15 protein-coding genes are annotated in these 17006 nt (G+C 71.1%); 10 read left to right on the top strand and 5 right to left on the bottom strand.

Going from position 1 to position 17006, the window contains the following annotated elements; all coding sequences use genetic code 11:
- The first annotated feature begins 160 nt into the window (after nt 1-160).
- The 5 genes from ACTWQR_RS19855 to mscL all read left to right on the top strand — a co-directional run bounded on the left by ACTWQR_RS19855 (nt 161) and on the right by mscL (nt 4190).
- Complete coding sequence (locus ACTWQR_RS19855) at nt 161-1450, top strand: MFS transporter (protein WP_443228445.1); 1290 nt, start codon at nt 161-163, stop codon at nt 1448-1450.
- Nucleotides 1451-1519: 69 nt separating this feature from the next.
- On the top strand, nt 1520-1855 hold the full coding sequence (locus ACTWQR_RS19850) for an FmdB family zinc ribbon protein (RefSeq protein ID WP_443228444.1): 336 nt from the start codon (nt 1520-1522) through the stop codon (nt 1853-1855).
- Between the two features lie 90 nt (nt 1856-1945).
- Entirely contained in the window at nt 1946-2788 is an 843-nt protein-coding gene (locus ACTWQR_RS19845; protein ID WP_443228443.1) for an S-methyl-5'-thioadenosine phosphorylase, read from the top strand.
- 181 nt (nt 2789-2969) lie between these two features.
- Complete coding sequence (locus ACTWQR_RS19840; RefSeq protein ID WP_443228535.1) at nt 2970-3572, top strand: hypothetical protein; 603 nt, start codon at nt 2970-2972, stop codon at nt 3570-3572.
- Between the two features lie 135 nt (nt 3573-3707).
- Nucleotides 3708-4190 carry a large conductance mechanosensitive channel protein MscL gene (gene mscL, locus ACTWQR_RS19835; RefSeq protein WP_443228442.1) on the top strand — a complete coding sequence of 161 codons (483 nt, stop codon included), beginning with the start codon at nt 3708-3710 and terminating at the stop codon, nt 4188-4190.
- Between the two features lie 82 nt (nt 4191-4272).
- Here the strand turns inward: mscL and ACTWQR_RS19830 are convergent, their stop codons facing one another.
- Nucleotides 4273-4449 carry a hypothetical protein gene (locus ACTWQR_RS19830; protein ID WP_443228441.1) on the bottom strand — a complete coding sequence of 59 codons (177 nt, stop codon included), beginning with the start codon at nt 4447-4449 and terminating at the stop codon, nt 4273-4275.
- A 200-nt stretch (nt 4450-4649) separates the two neighbouring features.
- On the opposite strand from ACTWQR_RS19830, the gene ACTWQR_RS19825 reads away from it, so the two are divergent.
- From ACTWQR_RS19825 to ACTWQR_RS19810, 4 genes are all read left to right on the top strand, one after another.
- Nucleotides 4650-5921, top strand: coding sequence for a low temperature requirement protein A (locus tag ACTWQR_RS19825; RefSeq protein WP_443228440.1), 1272 nt, complete (start codon nt 4650-4652; stop codon nt 5919-5921).
- Between the two features lie 30 nt (nt 5922-5951).
- Nucleotides 5952-6980 carry a P1 family peptidase gene (locus ACTWQR_RS19820; RefSeq protein WP_443228439.1) on the top strand — a complete coding sequence of 343 codons (1029 nt, stop codon included), beginning with the start codon at nt 5952-5954 and terminating at the stop codon, nt 6978-6980.
- A gap of 511 nt (nt 6981-7491) precedes the next feature.
- A complete protein-coding gene (locus tag ACTWQR_RS19815) occupies nt 7492-8706 on the top strand; it encodes a L,D-transpeptidase (protein ID WP_443228438.1) in 1215 nt (404 codons plus the stop codon).
- A gap of 157 nt (nt 8707-8863) precedes the next feature.
- Nucleotides 8864-9607 carry a DUF6227 family protein gene (locus ACTWQR_RS19810; RefSeq protein WP_443228437.1) on the top strand — a complete coding sequence of 248 codons (744 nt, stop codon included), beginning with the start codon at nt 8864-8866 and terminating at the stop codon, nt 9605-9607.
- A 347-nt stretch (nt 9608-9954) separates the two neighbouring features.
- On the opposite strand, the gene ACTWQR_RS19805 is transcribed toward ACTWQR_RS19810, so the two are convergent.
- The 4 genes from ACTWQR_RS19805 to ACTWQR_RS19790 all read right to left on the bottom strand — a co-directional run bounded on the left by ACTWQR_RS19805 (nt 9955) and on the right by ACTWQR_RS19790 (nt 15796).
- Nucleotides 9955-12081, bottom strand: coding sequence for a fructose-specific PTS transporter subunit EIIC (locus ACTWQR_RS19805; RefSeq protein WP_443228436.1), 2127 nt, complete (start codon nt 12079-12081; stop codon nt 9955-9957).
- Nucleotides 12082-12358: 277 nt separating this feature from the next.
- The gene (gene pfkB, locus ACTWQR_RS19800; protein WP_443228435.1) at nt 12359-13306 is read right to left on the bottom strand and encodes a 1-phosphofructokinase; all 948 of its coding nucleotides are present in this window, start codon (nt 13304-13306) and stop codon (nt 12359-12361) included.
- Nucleotides 13303-14064 carry a DeoR/GlpR family DNA-binding transcription regulator gene (locus ACTWQR_RS19795; RefSeq protein WP_443228434.1) on the bottom strand — a complete coding sequence of 254 codons (762 nt, stop codon included), beginning with the start codon at nt 14062-14064 and terminating at the stop codon, nt 13303-13305. Before ACTWQR_RS19795 ends, pfkB begins: the two co-directional genes overlap by 4 nt.
- A 217-nt stretch (nt 14065-14281) precedes the next feature.
- Nucleotides 14282-15796, bottom strand: a complete 1515-nt coding sequence (locus ACTWQR_RS19790) for an MFS transporter (protein ID WP_443228433.1) — start codon at nt 15794-15796, stop codon at nt 14282-14284.
- Nucleotides 15797-16012: 216 nt separating this feature from the next.
- Between ACTWQR_RS19790 and ACTWQR_RS19785 the strand changes: the two genes are divergently transcribed.
- Entirely contained in the window at nt 16013-16978 is a 966-nt protein-coding gene (locus ACTWQR_RS19785; protein ID WP_443228432.1) for a helix-turn-helix transcriptional regulator, read from the top strand.
- Nucleotides 16979-17006: the final 28 nt, after the last annotated feature.

Below are 17006 nucleotides of genomic sequence, written 5' to 3'. Positions count from 1 at the left end.
CAACTCTGCCTGACGCAGAGCTGGCGCGACCGTATGGCGGCCGCGGTGCCCCTCCCAGTGGGCGGCCCGGCATCTACCGCAGTTCCGCGCAAGAGGACAGCTCTCGGCGCCCGAGCCCCGTGAAGGGGTCGCGCTACCAGGCGGCAGAAAGGCACGGGCCGTGGCATCCACGGTCACTTCGGAGTCCGCCCGGACTCCGGTCTCCTCCCGCCCGGGCTACGGACAGCTGCTGCGTACGCGCGGCGCCTGGACCTTCCTGCTCCCAGGCTTCGCCGCGCGACAGCCGTTCGCGATGCTGACCATCTCCATCGTGCTGCTCGTGCAGCACACCACCGGCTCGTACGGGACCGCCGGCGCCGTCGCCGCCGTGACCGGTGTCTCCATGGCACTGTTCGCGCCCCTCACCGGCCGTCTCGCCGACCGCCACGGCCAGCGCGCCGTGCTGCTGCCGGGCGTCCTCGTGCACACCCTGGCCGTCCTCTCCCTGACCGTGTTGGCACTCGCGGGCGCTCCCCTGTGGGCACTGTTCGCGGCCGCCGTGCCGACCGGCGCCTCGATACCGCAGATCGGGCCCATGGTGCGCGCCCGCTGGGGCGTCAAGCTTCAGGACTCGCCCCTGATGACGACGGCGGCGGCCTTCGAGTCCGTCACGGACGAGCTGACCTTCGTGTTCGGACCGCTCCTCGCCACCGCGCTGTGCACCGCCGTGGACCCGGCCGCGGGCCTGCTCACCGAGGCCGCGCTCACCCTCCTCGGCGGTCTGCTCTTCGCGGCCCAGAGGAGCACACAGCCCTCTGCCGCTTTCGACGGGCACGCACGCGTGGAGCACGCCTCGGCTCTGTCGGTCCCCGGAGTACGCGTTCTGATCGCGGCCTTCCTGGGCATCGGCGCCGTCTTCGGCGGCATGCAGGTCTCCCTCGCCGCGTTCAGCGAGTCGATCGGCCGGCCCGGCCTGAACGGCGTCCTGTACGGGACCTTCGCCGCGGGCAACATGCTCTCCGGCATCGTCTGCGGCGCGATCGCCTGGAAGGTGGCCCCGAGGCGCCGTCTCGTCATCGGGTACGCGGCTCTGGCCGTGGCCGCCTCCGGACTGTGGGCCGCACAGTCCGTGGTCGTCCTCGCCGGAATCGGGCTCCTGGTGGGCATGTGCATCGCACCCGCCCTGATCACCGGCTACACACTGGTCGACGGCCTGGTGCCGACGGGCGCCCGCACAGAGGCCTTCACCTGGCTGACCGGAGCCGTCGCGCTCGGGCAGGCGGCCGCCGTCACGGTCGCCGGACAGCTGGAGGACCGCCTGTGGGACGGCGCCGGATTCCTCGTACCGATGGGCGGCACCCTGCTCGCCCTGGCGACCCTCCTGGCCCTGCGCTCACGGCTCGCGCCCCGGTCGGTGAGCCGGACCGTCGCACGTGGCGTCGGTCACCGAGTGCCGCTGGCAGTGGACTGATCTCTCGGAATACGTCACTATGGACCGTCGTTAGCACTCACTGAGTGAGAGTGCCAGGAGGAAGACAAAGTGCCGACCTACCAATACCAGTGCACCGCGTGCGGCGAGGGCCTCGAGGCGGTGCAGAAGTTCACCGACGACGCCCTTACCGAGTGCCCCAGCTGCGATGGCCGCCTTAAGAAGGTGTACTCAGCAGTCGGCATCGTCTTCAAGGGCTCCGGCTTCTACCGCAACGACAGCCGCGGCTCGTCGTCGAGCAGCAGCCCCGCCCCGGCCTCGGCCTCGAAGTCGTCGAGTTCGTCGTCCGACTCGACGTCGTCGTCTTCGTCGGAATCGAAGTCCTCCTCGGACTCGAAGCCGTCGTCCACGAGCTCGTCCTCCTCCGGCAGCAGCAACGCCGCGTAGGGCCTTCTCGCGCAGAGCTTTCTTACGGAACCCTGTCGTCGTACGACGGCAGGGTCTTCGGCGTTTCCGGGCCGGGCTAGGGTGCCGTTCATGGCGAACACGGAGAACGTCGAGATCGGCGTCATTGGCGGCTCGGGCTTCTACTCCTTCCTCGACGACGTGACCGAGATACAGGTGGACACCCCGTACGGGCCACCCAGCGACTCCCTGTTCCTCGGCGAGCTCGCCGGGCGGCGGGTCGCCTTCCTCCCCCGCCACGGCCGCGGCCACCATCTGCCGCCGCACCGCATCAACTACCGTGCCAACCTGTGGGCGCTGCGCTCCGTCGGGGCACGCCAGGTACTCGGGCCGTGCGCGGTGGGCGGGCTGCGCCCCGAGTACGGGCCGGGGACGCTGCTCGTGCCGGACCAGTTCGTGGACCGTACGCAGACCCGGACGCCGACGTACTTCGACGGGCTGCCGCTGCCCGGGGGCGACGTGCCGAACGTGGTGCACGTGTCGCTGGCCGACCCCTACTGCCCCGTCGGACGCGAGGTCGCACTGGAGGCGGCACGCGGGCGGGACTGGGAGCCGGTGGACGGCGGGACACTCGTGGTGGTCGAAGGACCACGGTTCTCGACCCGCGCGGAGTCGCTGTGGTACCAGGCGCAGGGCTGGTCGGTGGTGGGCATGACCGGGCATCCCGAGGCGGCGCTTGCCCGTGAACTGGAGCTCTGCTACACGTCGTTGACCCTGGTCACCGACCTCGACGCGGGCGCCGAGAGCGGGGAGGGCGTCTCGCACGAGGAAGTGCTGAAGGTGTTCGCGGCGAATGTGGACCGGATGCGCGGGGTGCTCTTCGACGCGGTGGCGGGGCTGCCGGGGAACGGGACGCGCGACTGCCTGTGCGCGACAGCGCTGGGCGGGATGGATCCGGGATTCGAGCTGCCGTAGAGGTGACGGGCGTTGCCGCCCTGGGTGGTGTGAGCGAGTGAGCAGTGCGGGAGATGTGGGCGATGCACGCTTCGGCGGGACGGAACTTCCCCTTCGAGTGAGCCAGTTGTCCACAACCAGGCGGTAGTCCACGGGCGTCGGCGGGATTCGGCGCGAGGCCGCAGTCTGGGGTCGCAAGCCGATCTCCCGACCGCAGGCGGTGGTACCCGTGTCACACCTCTCTTCCTTCCCCTCTTCTCTCCCGTCCTCCTTCCCGCGTCCGTTGGGCACGGACGCCCCTGTCACATGCGAGGTGCCGCACTTCGCTCCCGTGCGGGTGCGCGGCGGTCGGTACCAGCTCCGCCGGCTCGCACGGCACCGGAGGCGGGCGGTGGCCGCGGGGCTCGCGGTGACGGCGGCGGCGCTGGTCGCGGCGGGGCCTCGGGACACCGGGCCACCCGACACGGGGCCGCCGCATGCCCGTCCGGTGGCTGATCCGATGCGGGAGCGGCGGCCGGTCGAAATGGTGACGGCGCCGGTGCGGATCGCCGACGGCGCGACGGTGCGGCTGCTCCGGCCCGGAGACCGGGTCGACGTCGTCGCGGCGGCGGAGTCGGCGGCAGGCGCGGGCGACGCACAGGTGGTCGCGCGCGGGGCGCGGGTGACGAAGGTGCCCGAGTCCCCCGACAGCGCGGAAAGCGTGGCCGAGGGCGGGGCGCTGGTCGTACTGTCCGTGCCACGGAGGACTGCGACGCGTCTGGCCGGCGCGGGCGCGACCTCACGGCTGGCGGTGACTTTGTGCTGAGCCTGCTCAGAAAGATCACAAAATGGCTGTCAAGTCCCTCGTTGGAGCTGGGGAATTGGACAGGGCAGCCGCGCCCTGACGTAGGTTGCGGAGCTGTTCGTTCCACGACTTGCGCGGCTGAAGAGGGGCTCCCTGGTGAGCGAGAAGAAGAAGGATCCGAGCGTCTGGGAGGGCTTCAAAGCCTTCCTGATGCGCGGGAACGTCGTCGATCTGGCTGTCGCGGTGGTCATCGGCGCCGCCTTCACCAACATCGTCAATTCCTTGGTGAAGGGCGTGATCAACCCGCTGGTCGGCGCCTTCGGTACCAAGGACCTCGACAGGTACAGCTCGTGTCTGAAGGACCCCTGCGACTTCGACGAGGCGACGGGGACCGCGACGAGCGGCATCCCCATCATGTGGGGTTCCGTCCTCAGCGCCACGCTGACCTTCGTGATCACCGCAGCCGTCGTCTACTTCCTGATGGTGCTGCCGATGTCCAAGTACCTGGCCAAGCAAGTGGCCCGCCAGAAGGCGAAGGAGGGCACGCACGAAGTGATCGAGGTGACCGAGCTGGAGGTCCTGAAGGAGATCCGCGACGCCCTGGTCGCGCAGCGCGGCTCGGGGCACAACGACCAGTAACGGGCGTTGTCCGGTGGCCGCGCGGAGCGACTGCCGCCCAGTGGGCGCGCGGAGCGACCGCTGTCCGGTGGGCCCGCGGGGTTCAGAGGTGGTGGGGAGGCTTCTCGTCGAGGAAGCGGGCCAGGTCCGCGGCGCTGTCACCGCTGGGCCGCTCGCCCCACCCGTGGTCCGTGTCGTCCGCGGAGGGCCGGCTCAGCGGGTCGTCGAAGACCAGTGCGGCCTTGGGGTCGGGTGACTCGGGTTCGGGGGCGGTACTCATGCGTCCAGGGTACGGGGGCGGGGCAGGTCCGGGCCGCAACCCCGGAAGCTTGGCGCCCCCGCACAGCGCTCTGGCCTCCCGCCCCGGTCGCACACAGCGGTCCCGCCCCCTCCCACCTCACCTGATCTGCCTGTTCTCGTGGTCCCTCGGGTCTCGACGTGCCCCTGAATTCTTGGCTGATTTCTGCTGTGCTTGGGCACATGATGTCGTCCAGTCCCGCTTCCGAATCCGCCCCGCGCCCCTCCGAAGCCCCTGCCGCCCGCGGTCCGCTGCGCAGAATGACCGCACGCGGACGCGACGAGGAGCACAGGGCCGCGTCGCCGCTGGAGCTCTTCTTCGATCTGTGCTTCGTCGTGGCCATCGCGCAGGCGGGAGTGCAGCTGGTGCACTCCGTCGCCGAGGCGCACGCGGCCGAGGGCATCCTGAACTACGCGATGGTGTTCTTCGCCATCTGGTGGGCGTGGATGAACTTCACCTGGTTCGCGTCGGCGTACGACAACGACGACGCGCTGTACCGGGTGATCACGCTGGTCCAGATCGCCGGGGTGCTGGTGCTGGCCGCCGGGGTGTCCCGGGCCTTCGAGGACCGCGAGTTCCTGTTCGTCCTGCTGGGTTACGTGATCATGCGGCTGGCGCTGATCACGCAGTGGCTGCGAGCGTCCCGGTCCGCCGAGGGTGCCGAGCGACGGATGACAATGAGGTACGCGGGCGGGGTGATGCTCTGTCAGGTCGGCTGGCTGGGGCTGCTGCTCCTGCCGGAGGCGGGCCGGCCGTGGGTGTTCCTGGTGATGGCGATCGCCGAGATGTGCGTCCCGCTGTACGCGGAGAAGGAGACCAACACCTCCTGGCATCCCCACCACATCTCCGAGCGGTACGGGCTGTTCACCATCATCGTTCTGGGCGAGACGATCGCCGCGGCCACGATCGCCGTGAAGTCGGGCGTGGACGAGAACGACGCGTTGGGCGAGCTCCTCCCGATCGCCTCGGGCGGGCTGCTGATCATCTTCGCCGCGTGGTGGATCTACTTCGTCGTGCCGATCCACGGCCATCTCGTTTCCAGCAGAAGGGCGTTCCTGTGGGGGTACGGCCATTACCTGATCTTCGCGTCGGCGGCGGCGATCGGTGCCGGACTGGAGGTCGCGGTGGAGCAGGCGGTCGGGAAGGCGCACATCTCCACGCTCGCCGCGTCGGCCGCGGTGACGCTGCCGACAGCGCTGTTCCTCCTCACGGTCTGGGCGCTGCACGCCCGCCACTTCAAGGTGGGCACGGTTCAGCAACTCGTGTTGCCCACGACGGCGTTGGCGGTGCTCGTGTGCACGTTCCTGGGTGACTGGGCGGTGCTCACGGCGGGGATCGTATCGGCGCTGTCGGTGGCCGTGGGAGTGGCTCTGACCGCCCGGATGGCCGCGCGGGAGCAAGTGGGGGCTTCGGATGCGGATACGGATGCGGATGCGGGGGCTTCGGTCGCGTGAGGTGGCGTGCGGTGGGTCGACACTGGGCTCATGACAGTTGACGCTCTGACGGATGTGGCCGGGCTGCGTGTGGGACACGCCACGCGGACCGGCGACGGTTGGCTCACCGGCACCACGGTCGTCCTCGCCCCGGAAGGCGGCGCCGTCGCGGCCGTGGACGTACGCGGCGGCGGGCCTGGCACCAAGGAGACCGACGCGCTCGATCCGCGCAACGTGGTGCGGAGGGTCGAGGCGCTCGTTCTGACCGGCGGCAGCGCGTACGGGCTGGACTCGGCGGCGGGCGTGATGGCCTGGCTGGAGGAGCGGGGGCGCGGGGTGCGGGTCGGGCCCGATCCACACCAGGTGGTGCCGGTCGTGCCCGCGGCCTGCGTCTTCGATCTGGGCCGCGGCGGTGACTTCCGGGCCAGGCCCGACGCGGCGACCGGCCGTGAGGCGGTGGAGGCCGCCGCGGCGAGCGAGCCGGGCGCGCCCGTGCGGGAGGGATGCGTGGGGGCCGGGACCGGGGCGGCCGTCGGGATGATGAAGGGCGGGGTCGGCACCGCGAGTGCCGTGCTCGACTCGGGTGTCACGGTGGCGGCGCTCGTCGTGGCCAACGCGGCGGGTTCGGTGGTGGAGCCGGGGACGGGGGCGTTGTACGGGGAGTTGGTCCAGGGGCGTATGAGCTGTCCGGCCAAGGAGGTTCACGAGGCGGCGCGGGCGCGGCTCGCCGAGGCCGCGGCGAGGAACAACATGCCCCCGCTGAACACCACGCTCGCCGTGGTCGCCACCGACGCGGAGTTGTCGAAGGCACAGGCCCAGAAGCTCGCGGGCACGGCCCACGACGGCATCGCACGCGCCGTGCGGCCGGTGCACCTGCTCAACGACGGCGACACGGTCTTCGCGCTCGCCACGGGAGCGCGTCCGCTGGCGGAGGAGAACCCGCTCGCCCTGAACGAGATCCTCGCGGCGGGTGCGGATCTCGTGACGCGGGCGATCGTGCGGGCGGTACGGGCCGCCGAGTCGGTGGAGGGGCCGGGCGGGGTCTGGCCGGCGTATGGGGAGTTGTACGGGAGGGGATAGGCGAGGAGTTGTCCAGGAGCCCATAGGCGGGCGGGGATGTGCGTGGCCGTGCCGGCGGCGGGCGCGGATGGGCGGGCCGCGCCGGTGGGGCCGGTGGGGCGTATGGGCGGGCCGCGCCGGTGGGGCCGGTGGGGCGTATGGGCGGGCCGCGCCGGTGGGGCCGGTGGGGCGTATGGGCGGGCCGCGCCGGTGGGGCCGGTGGGGCGTACCCGCACGGGTGGGTGCGGATGGACGTACCCGCACCGGCGGGCGCGGATAGGCGTACCCGCACCGCCGGGCGCGGATGGACGTACCCGCACCGGCGGGACCGGTGGGGCGGGCAGTCGCGCCGGAGGCGGCCGGCAGGCGAGCGTGCGGGGGCCGTAGGGCCGGGGATTGTCCCGGGTCTGTCACGTGATGGCGTTCACGGCGGGGTGCGGGAACCTGGGCGGTCCGAGTTCTCCTCTTTCTCCACGGACCTTCTCCACGGAACGGCGCAGATCACTCACATCCCGAGAACTTGGAGCAGCCCGTGACAACGCCGGACATAGCAGCGAGGCGCGCGCTGGTGGCCTGTGCCGCCCTGGTGGTCGGCGCCCTGGCCCTCACCGCGTGCGGCGGCGACGCGAAGGCCGAAGGCTCGGACGACAAGGACGGCCGGGCCAGGTCATCGACGGCGGAGATCACCATCTCCGCGGAGGACGGTTCGACGGGGGCGTCGATCAACTCGACCGGGGTGAAGGTCAGCGACGGGAAGCTGACCGGGGTGAGGTTGACGGAGTCGGCCACGGGAGCGGCCGTACCGGGGTCGATCACGGCGGACGGGAAGAGCTGGAAGCCGAAGGAGCAGCTGGAGCGGGGGACGAAGTATCAGATCTCGGCCACCGCCAAGGACGGCGACGGGAAGACGGCGGCGGCCAACTCGGTCTTCACGACGGTGTCTTCGAGCAACAGCTTCATCGGGACGTACACGCCCGACGGAGGTACCACGGTCGGGGTCGGGATGCCGGTGTCGTTCACGTTCGACAAGGCGATCAGCGACAAGAAGGCCGTGCAGTCGAACATCGAGGTCACGTCGAGCAGCGGGCAGGAGGTGGTGGGGCACTGGTTCGGTACGCAGCGGCTGGACTTCCGGCCGCGGGAGTACTGGAAGGCCGGTTCCGAGGTCACGATGAAGATCGGCCTGGATGGGGTCGAGGGCGCCAACGGCGTCTACGGCGTGCAGGACAAGACGGTCACCTTCACCGTCGGGCGCTCCCAGGTGTCCACGGTCGACGTCAACACCCAGACCATGACGGTCGTGCGCGACGGGAAGACCGTCAAGAGCGTTCCGATCTCGGCGGGCAGCCCGGAGCACACGACGTACAACGGGCAGATGGTGATCTCCGAGAAGTCCAGGCAGACGCGGATGAACGGGTCGACGGTCGGCTACGGCGGGGAGTACGACATCGCGGACGTGCCGAACGCGATGCGGCTGACGACGTCGGGGACCTTCATCCACGGCAACTACTGGTACAACAAGGGCAATCCGCCCTTCGGGAAGCAGGGCACCAGCCACGGCTGCGTGGGGCTCGCGGACGCGCAGGGCGCGAAGGGGGACACGATGGCCAAGTGGTTCTTCGACAACTCACTCGTCGGGGACGTCGTGACGGTCAAGAACTCCCCCGACAGCACGGTCGCACCGGACAACGGGCTCAACGGCTGGAACATGGCATGGAGTGCCTGGACCGCCGGAAGTGCCCTCTGACCAAGGGTTTTCGAAGGTCGGCGAGGCCGTGGGGGAACTCCTCACACCGCCTCCACGTTTTCTGTGCGTACGTTTTCTCGGTTCCCGGACATGATGTCCGACCGAGGGGCTACGGTATGCACCCACAAGGTGACATGCAGCAACGCCGGGAGAAGCCTTGAGCGTTCCGTACGAGACGGCAGCGTACGAGCCACCCGAGTCGCCCGAGTCTCCGGAGGAGCATCTCGAGCGACTCCTCGGCCGCGCCCTGAACTCCTTCGAGCTGGCCGACGAGACGATACGGCGACTCGACCGGGCGCTGGCCCACGACAGTTCTCTGCACTCCGCGCACCACAGCGCGGGGCTGCACCGCGAGACGTATCGGCATACTTGGCTGCTCGCCGATGGGAGCGCGCTCACGCTCTGGGAGCTCGTCCACAACACCGCGCATGACTGCGTCACGCAGCATGAGGTGTACGAGGACGCGGAGGAGCTGCGCGCCGCGACCTCGCGACTGCCACTGCCGCCGGACGCGCCGGACTTCGAACTGCCCGTCATGGTGCGGCTGTCCCCGATCCCCGATCCCCGCCACGCGTACGTTCCGGACGACTCGGCGGACCACGGCCGACGGCTGCTGCGCCGCGCCGAGAACACGGACCGGCCGGGCGAGGACATGGCCGGGCTGCTGCGGACGGCGTTCGCGCACCAGATCACGCAGGCCTTCGGGCCGCCGTGCCGGGCGGGTGAGATGGGGCTGTGCTTCTCGCTCTACGAGCACGCGTTCCTGCTCCGCGACGGGCGCGAGCTGTCCCTGTGGGAGGTCGAGCACACGGCCACGCCCGATGGGCGGCACATGTGCGAGGTGTATCCGTCGGAGAAGGACGCGCGGGAGGCCATGGAGCGGCGGGCTTCCGGCGGTTGAGCGGGACGCCTCCGGCGGTTGAGCGGCGGGCTTCCCGCGGTTGAGCGGGACGCCTCCGGCGGTTGAGCGGCGGGCTTCCCGCGGTTGAGCGGGACGCCTCCGGCGGTTGAGCGGCGGGCTTCCCGCGGTTGAGCGGGACGCCTCCGGCGGTTGAGCGGCGCGCCTCCGGCGGTTGCTCGGTGTGCGGGGTCTGTGGGCGCAGTCTGCGAGTCCGCGGGTTGCCGTGGGCTGGTCGCGCCCCGCGGCGGAGCCGCAAATGTCACAGCCCCGCGCCCCTTGCGGGGGCGACGATGTGGCCCGGGACTTGAAAGTCCCGGGCCACGACTTTTCTCGCTCTCGGCGGAGACTCAGGCCGCTACCGGCTCCTTCGTCTGGCTCGTGGCCGGTGCCTCGGGCGCCTTCGCCACACCCTCAGGGGTCGTCTTGCGCATGCCCTTCAGGACGATGACCAGGCCGGCCGTGACCGCCGTGCCGACCGCGATGGCCAGCAGGTAGAGGAAGGGCTTGCCGATCAGGAAGGTGACCCAGATGCCGCCGTGCGGGGCGCGCAGGGTCGAGCCGAAGGCCATGGTCAGGGCACCGGTGACCGCGCCGCCCGCCATCGAGGCCGGGATGACCCGCAGCGGGTCGGCGGCCGCGAACGGGATCGCGCCCTCGGAGATGAACGAGGCTCCAAGCACCCAGGCCGCCTTGCCGTTCTCCTGCTCTGCCTTGGTGAACAGCTTCTTGCGGATGGTCGTCGCGAGCGCCATGCCCAGCGGCGGGACCATACCGGCGGCCATCACAGCCGCCATGATCTTCATCGCGGAGTCGCTGGGCGCCGCGACCGAGATGCCGGCCGTCGCGAAGGTGTAGGCGACCTTGTTGACCGGACCGCCCAGGTCGAAGCACATCATCAGGCCGAGCAGCACGCCGAGCAGGATGGCGTTGGTGCCGCTGAGGCCGTTCAGCCAGTCGGTCAGCGCGTCCTGCGCCGAGGCGATCGGCTTGCCGATCACCACGAACATCAGGAAGCCGACGACGATCGAGGAGACCAGTGGGATCACCACCACCGGCATGACGCCGCGCAACGGCGCCGGGATGTTCACCCGCTGGATTCCGAGGACGACACCACCGGCGATCAGACCGGCCACCAGACCGCCGAGGAAACCCGCGCCGATCGTGATGGAGATCGCGCCGCCGACGAAGCCGGGGACGAGACCTGGTCGGTCCGCCATGCCGTACGCGATGTAGCCGGCGAGAACCGGGACGAGGAACCCGAAGGCCGCTGCGCCGATCTGGAAGAGCAGGGCTCCCCAGCTGTCGACCTGACCCCAGTCGAAGTGCTCGGTGACCGACTTGGCCTCGTTGATCTGGTAGCCGCCGATCGCGAACCCGAGGGCGATCAGCAGACCGCCCGCCGCGACGAACGGCACCATGTAGCTGACGCCGGTCATCAGCCACTTGCGGAGCTTCGTGCCGTAGCCCTCGCCGGGCTCGCCGGCCCGCTCGACCGGTGTACCGCCGCCCTTCGCGGCCGCGGTCACCTCGCCGGGCTCGGCCTTCGCGCGGACCTCGGCGATCAGCTCGGCGGGCCGGTTGATGCCCGCCTTCACGCCGACGTCCACGGTGGGCTTCCCGGCGAACCGGTCCTTCTCCCGTACGGGGACGTCGTGCGCGAAGATCACGCCGTCGGCGGCGGCGATGACGGCCGGGTCGAGCCGGTTGAAGCCCGCCGAGCCCTGCGGCTCGACGACGACCTCGATGTCGGCGTTCTCCCGGCCCGCGTTCTCCAGGGCTTCGGCCGCCATGTAGGTGTGCGCGATGCCGGTGGGGCAGGAGGTGACGGCGACGATACGGAAGGGCCGGCCGCCGCCCTTCGCGTCAGAGGTGCCGTCAGGGGCACCGTCGGTGGCACCCGGCGCCGGGGCGGAGCTGTTCCCGACCGCACCCGGCACCGGGGCCGTACTGTCCGCGGCGGCATCGGTGGAGGCCGTCCCCGACACCGCCGCGGAGTCCTCGGAGACGGGTGACGCGGGGGCGGCCGTCGGGGACTCGTCCCCGCGGATGAGCGCGGCCGCGCCCGCCGCGTCGTCCACGGACCGCAGCGCGGAGGTGAACTCGGCGTTCATCAGCTGGCGGGCCAGCGACGACAGGATCGTGAGGTGGGCGTCGTCGGCGCCCGCCGGGGCGGCGATCAGGAAGATCAGGTCGGCGGGCCCGTCCGGGGCGCCGAAGTCGATCCCGGCCGCGCTGCGTCCGAAGCCCAGCGTCGGCTCGGTGACGTGTTCGCTGCGGCAGTGCGGGATGCCGATGCCGCCGTCGAGGCCGGTCGGCATCTGCGCCTCGCGGGCGGCGACGTCGGCGAGGAAGCCCTCCAGGTCGGTCACCCGGCCAAGGGACACCATGCGCTCGGCGAGGGCGCGCGCCGCCGCTTCCTTCGTATCGGCGGACAGGTCGAGGTCGACCAGATCCGCGGTGATCATCTCGCTCATCGCGGGCTCCTTCGCACGCGTATCGCCCGGGGAGATTTGTGGGCGAGGGTGGGGACGGGGGTGCCGCGGTCAGGGACTGCGGCGGCTATGGGGACTGCTGTGGGGACCAGGGGGAGCGCTGAGGCGGGGCGGGGGGAACCCCGCCTCAGTGCGGCTGCGGCGGGTAAGGGGTGGCCCCACCGCTTCAGGGCCGGTTCAGTGGCCGTACGGGAGGCGACCGTACGGAGAGCCGTACGAGAGGTCGTACAGGCGATCGTGGGGAGAATCCGGCGGGGGCTCATGACACCGGCTCCGTCAGTGCACGGTCCACGGGGACCTCCGATGTGACGGTCACCGCGGAGGGGTCGAGGTCTGCCGGGCTCGGCATGACGCTGCCCGGCAGCTGGACGGCGGCGGCGCCATGGGCCACGGCGGAGGCGAGCGCGTCGGGCCCGCTGCCGCCGGCGATGAGGAACCCGGCGAGCGAGGAGTCTCCGGCGCCCACGTTGCTGCGTACGGTGTCGACACGCGCGCTCGCGAACCACGCGCCCTCCTCGCTGACGAGCAGCTGCCCGTCCGCGCCGAGGGAGGCGAGCACGGCCCGCGCGCCCATCTGCCGCAGTTCCTCCGCGGCCTTGACCGCGTCGCCGACCGTGGCGAGGGGGCGGCCGACCGCCTCGGCGAGCTCCTCGGCGTTCGGCTTGACGACGTCGGGCCCTTCACGGAGGGCCGCGAGCAGCGCCGGGCCGGAGGTGTCGAGCGCGATCCGGACGCCCGCCGCGTGAGCGCGGGCGACCAACGCGGCGTACCAGGACGGCGCGAGGCCGCGCGGCAGGCTGCCGCAGCAGGCGATCCAGTCGGCGTCGCTGGACTGCTGCCGGACGGTCTCGAGGAGCAACTCCTCCTCGGCGGAGGAGAGTTCGGGCCCGGGCGCGTTGATCTTCGTCAGGACCCCGTCCGCCTCGGCGAGCGCGATGTTCGAGCGGGTCGCCCCGGCCACCGGGACCGGCGCGACCTCGATGCCCTGCGCGTCGAGCAGGTCGGCGACGAGCGCGCCCGGCGCACCGCCGAGCGGCAGCACGGCCACCGTGCGCTGTCCGGCCGCGGCGACCGCCCGCGAGACGTTGACGCCCTTGCCACCGGGATCCATGCGTTCGCCGGTGGCCCGTATGACCTCGCCACGGTCGAGCGACGGGACCTCGTACGTACGGTCCAGGGACGGGTTCGGGGTGACGGTGAGGATCATGTACGCACTACTTCCGTGCCGGCGCGCTCGATCGCGGTGGCGTCTTCTGGGCTCAGCCCGCTGTCGGTGATCAGCAGGTCCACCTCGCCGAGGTCGCCGAAGCGGGCGAAGTGCTCCTGGCCGTGCTTGGCCGAGTCCGCGAGCAGCACGACGCGTCGCGCGGCGGTGAGAGCCGCGCGTTTCACGGCGGCCTCGGCGAGGTCGGGGGTGGTCAGGCCGTGCTTGGCGGAGAAGCCGTTCGCGGCGAGGAAGACGACGTCCGCGCGGATCTCTCCGTACGCCCGCAGCGCCCACGCGTCGACGGCCGCGCGCGTACGGTGCCGGACGCGGCCTCCCACGAGGTGGAGCTGGATGCCGGGGTGGTCGGCGAGGCGGGCCGCGATGGGCAGGCTGTGCGTCACGACGGTGAGGGTCGTCTCCAGCGGGAGGGCCCCGGCGAGGCGGGCGGTCGTCGTGCCCGCGTCGAGGATCATCGTGCCCTCGCCCGGCAGCTCGGCCAGGGCCGCCTTCGCGATGCGGTCCTTCTCGTCGGCGGCGGTCGTCTCCCGCTCGGCGAGGTCGGGCTCGAAGTCGAGGCGCCCGGCGGGGATGGCACCGCCGTGCACCCGGCGCAGGAGTCCCGCCCGGTCGAGGGCCTTCAGGTCGCGCCGGATCGTCTCGGCCGTGACCTGGAACTCCTCGGCCAGCGACACCACGTCCACACGTCCGCCATCACGCGCGAGCCGGAGAATCTCTTGCTGCCGCTCCGGTGCGTACATGTCCGTTCGCCTCCGCCCTGTGCCCGAACCTGTGGTTTCAGCGTGAGGCTACGCCCATATTTCCGCAAAGTAAACAGGTTCGGGCGTTGATATGGGCATGAACGGACATTGAGCCGTCGGTGAGCGGCATCGAGCCGTCGGTGAGCGGCGGCATGCCGCGAGGCCCGGCCCATTCGAGGGCCGGGCCACAGGCCTCGGTTCCGGTGAACCGCCGTTGTCAGCCGACGAGTTCGGGCTCCTTGGCGGGCATGGCCTCGGTGGCCTCCGCGCCCTCCACCTGCTGGGCCGGACGCTTCGGAAGAGCGAACATCAGCAGGAAGATGACCGTCATGACCACGGCCACCCAGACCATCGCGTGCTGGAAGGCGTCGACGAAGGCGGGGCCCGTCTCGGCCGGGCGCAGTCGGTCGGACATCGTGCCGAAGAAGACGACGGAGACCAGGCCGAGGCCGAGCGCGTTGCCCATCTGCTGGACCGTGTTGATGAGGCCGGACGCCGAGCCGGAGTGCTCGCGCGGGACCTCGGAGAGGATCGCGTCCGTCAGAGGGGCCACGATCAGGCCCATGCCGACGCCCATGACGACCAGCGGGAGAGCCATCTGCCAGGAGGCGATGGCCATGCCGTACCGCTCGGACTCCCAGATGTAGATCAGCACACCGAGGCCCATGATCAGCGCGCCCGCCTGGAGCACCTTCCGACCGAACCGGGGCGTCAGCTTCTGCACCGACAGACCGGCCGCCAGGGACACCGCGATCGAGAAGGGGACGCCCGTCAGGCCCGCCCGCAGCAGGCCCCAGCCGAGGCCCATCTGCATGTAGAGCGTCCAGACCAGGAAGAAGATCCCGAGAGCGATCCCGAAGACCGTCTGCACGGCGATACCCGCCGCGAAGCTCTTCACCTTGAAGAGGGAGAGCTCGACGAGAGGAGAACCGTCGCGTGCCGTCTTCCGCTTCTCGTACGCCACCAGCACCGCGAAGACCACGAGGGAACCGCCCATCGACACGTATCCCCACACCGGCCAGTCCAGCTCGCGCCCGCGGATGAGCGGGTAGAGCAGCATCAGCAGACCGAGCGTGGCGAGCGCGACGCCGACGAGGTCGAGCTTCAGGGCGTGCGGGGCCTTGGACTCGGTGATGAATTTGCCGCCCAGGACGAGGCCCGCGATGCCGACCGGCAGGTTGATGAGGAAGATCGGCCGCCACTCCAGGCCGAACAGGTTCCATTCGGTCAGCAGGGCGCCCAGCAGCGGACCGAGCACCGCCCCGAGCCCGACGACCGCCCCGAACAGCCCGAACACCTTCCCGCGCTCGTGCGCCGGGAACGTGGCGTGCACGATCGACAGGACCTGCGGCACCATCAGCGCGGCCATGCCGCCCTGGAGGATGCGGGACGCGACGAGCATGTCCGGGTTCACCGCGAAGCCGCACAGCGCGGACGCGAGCGTGAATCCGCCGATGCCGATCAGGAACAGCCGCTTGCGGCCGTGGATGTCGCCGAGCCGCCCGCCGGTGATCAGGCCCGCGGCGAAGGCCAGCGCGTACCCGGCCGTAATCCACTGGATCTGGCTGAAGGAGGCGCCCGCGTCCTCCTGGATCGACGGGATCGCGATGTTGACGATCGTGACGTCGACCAGGTCCATGAAGGCCGCGGTCATGACGATGGCCAGCGCGAACCAGCGCCGCCGGTCGGCCTCCGGCCGGGGGGACTCGGGGGTGCTGCTGGAAGAGGTCATGTCGTGAAGGTAGGAGGCATATAGGTCAGATCATGTCCTACTTATGGGGCATGCTCGGAGATAGTGGAAACGGCGGCGGTGCGCTTGGGGAGTGCCGGTGCGTCGTGGCTGGTCGCGCCCCGCGGCGGAGCCGCTGATGTCACAGCCCCGCGCCCCTAAAAGACTGCGCAGTTCCCCGCCCCCCTATCGGGGCTTACGTAGAGGGAGATGGATCCCATGAGCACCGACACCCCGGCCCGGCTCCTTCAGTTGCTTTCGTTGCTTCAGACCCCGCGCGAGTGGCCCGGCGGGGAGCTCGCCGACCGGCTCGGGGTCTCGCGGCGAACTGTGCGGCGGGATGTCGACCGGCTGCGGGAACTGGGGTATCCGGTGGAGGCGTCGAAGGGCGCGGACGGCGGATACCGGCTGGTCGCCGGGAAGGCCATGCCGCCGCTGGTCCTCGACGACGAGGAGGCCGTGGCGATCGCGGTCGGGTTGCGGGCCGGCGCCGGGCACGCCGTCGAGGGCGTCGACGAGGCCTCCGTACGGGCGCTGGCCAAGCTCGAACAGGTCCTGCCGAGCCGCCTGCGGCACCGCGTCTCCACTCTCCAAGCCGCCACCACTCCCCTGACCAGCGGCGACGGCGCCAGCATCGCGCCCGAGACGCTGACCGTGATGGCCTCGACGATCGCGGGGCAGGAGCGGCTGCGGTTCGCGTACCGCGCCAGGGACGGGACGGAGAGCCGACGCCGGACCGAGCCGTACCGGCTCGTGTCCACCGGGCGCCGCTGGTATCTGGTCGCGTACGACCTCGACCGTGAGGACTGGCGTACGTTCCGCGTCGACCGGGTGGCCGACCCGTTCGCCACCGGGGCCCGCTTCGCGCCGCGCGAGCTGCCGACGGGGAGCGCGGCCGAGTTCCTGCGGCAGTCGATGTACCGGCGGCAGGAGACGTACGAGTTCGACGTGACGTTCGCCGTGCCCGCGGAGTTCGTCGGGGCCCGGCTGCCCCGATGGCTCGGGGCGCCCGAGCCGATCGACGACCACAGCTGCCGCTTGCGTGCCTCCGTCGGTGACGCGGTGGAGTGGCTGGCGGTGCGGCTCGCGATGCTGGACTGCGAGTTCACTGTGCATGAGCCGACGGAACTGGTGGAGTGCGTGAGGGAGTTGGGCGGCCGGCTGATGCGGGCGGCCGGGCGGTAGCCGCCTTGGGCGCGTGGGTGGGGGTCGC

The organism is Streptomyces sp. 2A115 (assembly GCF_052245575.1).
Taxonomy (GTDB): Bacteria; Actinomycetota; Actinomycetes; order Streptomycetales; family Streptomycetaceae; genus Streptomyces.
Note: the sequence above shows the minus strand (reverse complement) of the source record. Positions and strands in the feature narration are given on the sequence as shown.

Bases quoted from the DNA above. Each gene is read 5' to 3' on its own strand.
- ACTWQR_RS19790 (WP_443228433.1), bottom strand. From the start codon at position 15,796: ATGACCTCTTCCAGCAGCACCCCCGAGTCCCCCCGGCCGGAGGCCGAC.
- ACTWQR_RS19785 (WP_443228432.1), top strand. From the start codon at position 16,013: ATGAGCACCGACACCCCGGCCCGGCTCCTTCAGTTGCTTTCGTTGCTT.
- ACTWQR_RS19805 (WP_443228436.1), bottom strand. From the start codon at position 12,081: ATGAGCGAGATGATCACCGCGGATCTGGTCGACCTCGACCTGTCCGCC.
- ACTWQR_RS19795 (WP_443228434.1), bottom strand. From the start codon at position 14,064: ATGTACGCACCGGAGCGGCAGCAAGAGATTCTCCGGCTCGCGCGTGAT.
- ACTWQR_RS19830 (WP_443228441.1), bottom strand. From the start codon at position 4,449: ATGAGTACCGCCCCCGAACCCGAGTCACCCGACCCCAAGGCCGCACTG.
- ACTWQR_RS19845 (WP_443228443.1), top strand. From the start codon at position 1,946: ATGGCGAACACGGAGAACGTCGAGATCGGCGTCATTGGCGGCTCGGGC.
- pfkB (WP_443228435.1), bottom strand. From the start codon at position 13,306: ATGATCCTCACCGTCACCCCGAACCCGTCCCTGGACCGTACGTACGAG.
- ACTWQR_RS19820 (WP_443228439.1), top strand. From the start codon at position 5,952: ATGACAGTTGACGCTCTGACGGATGTGGCCGGGCTGCGTGTGGGACAC.
- ACTWQR_RS19825 (WP_443228440.1), top strand. From the start codon at position 4,650: ATGATGTCGTCCAGTCCCGCTTCCGAATCCGCCCCGCGCCCCTCCGAA.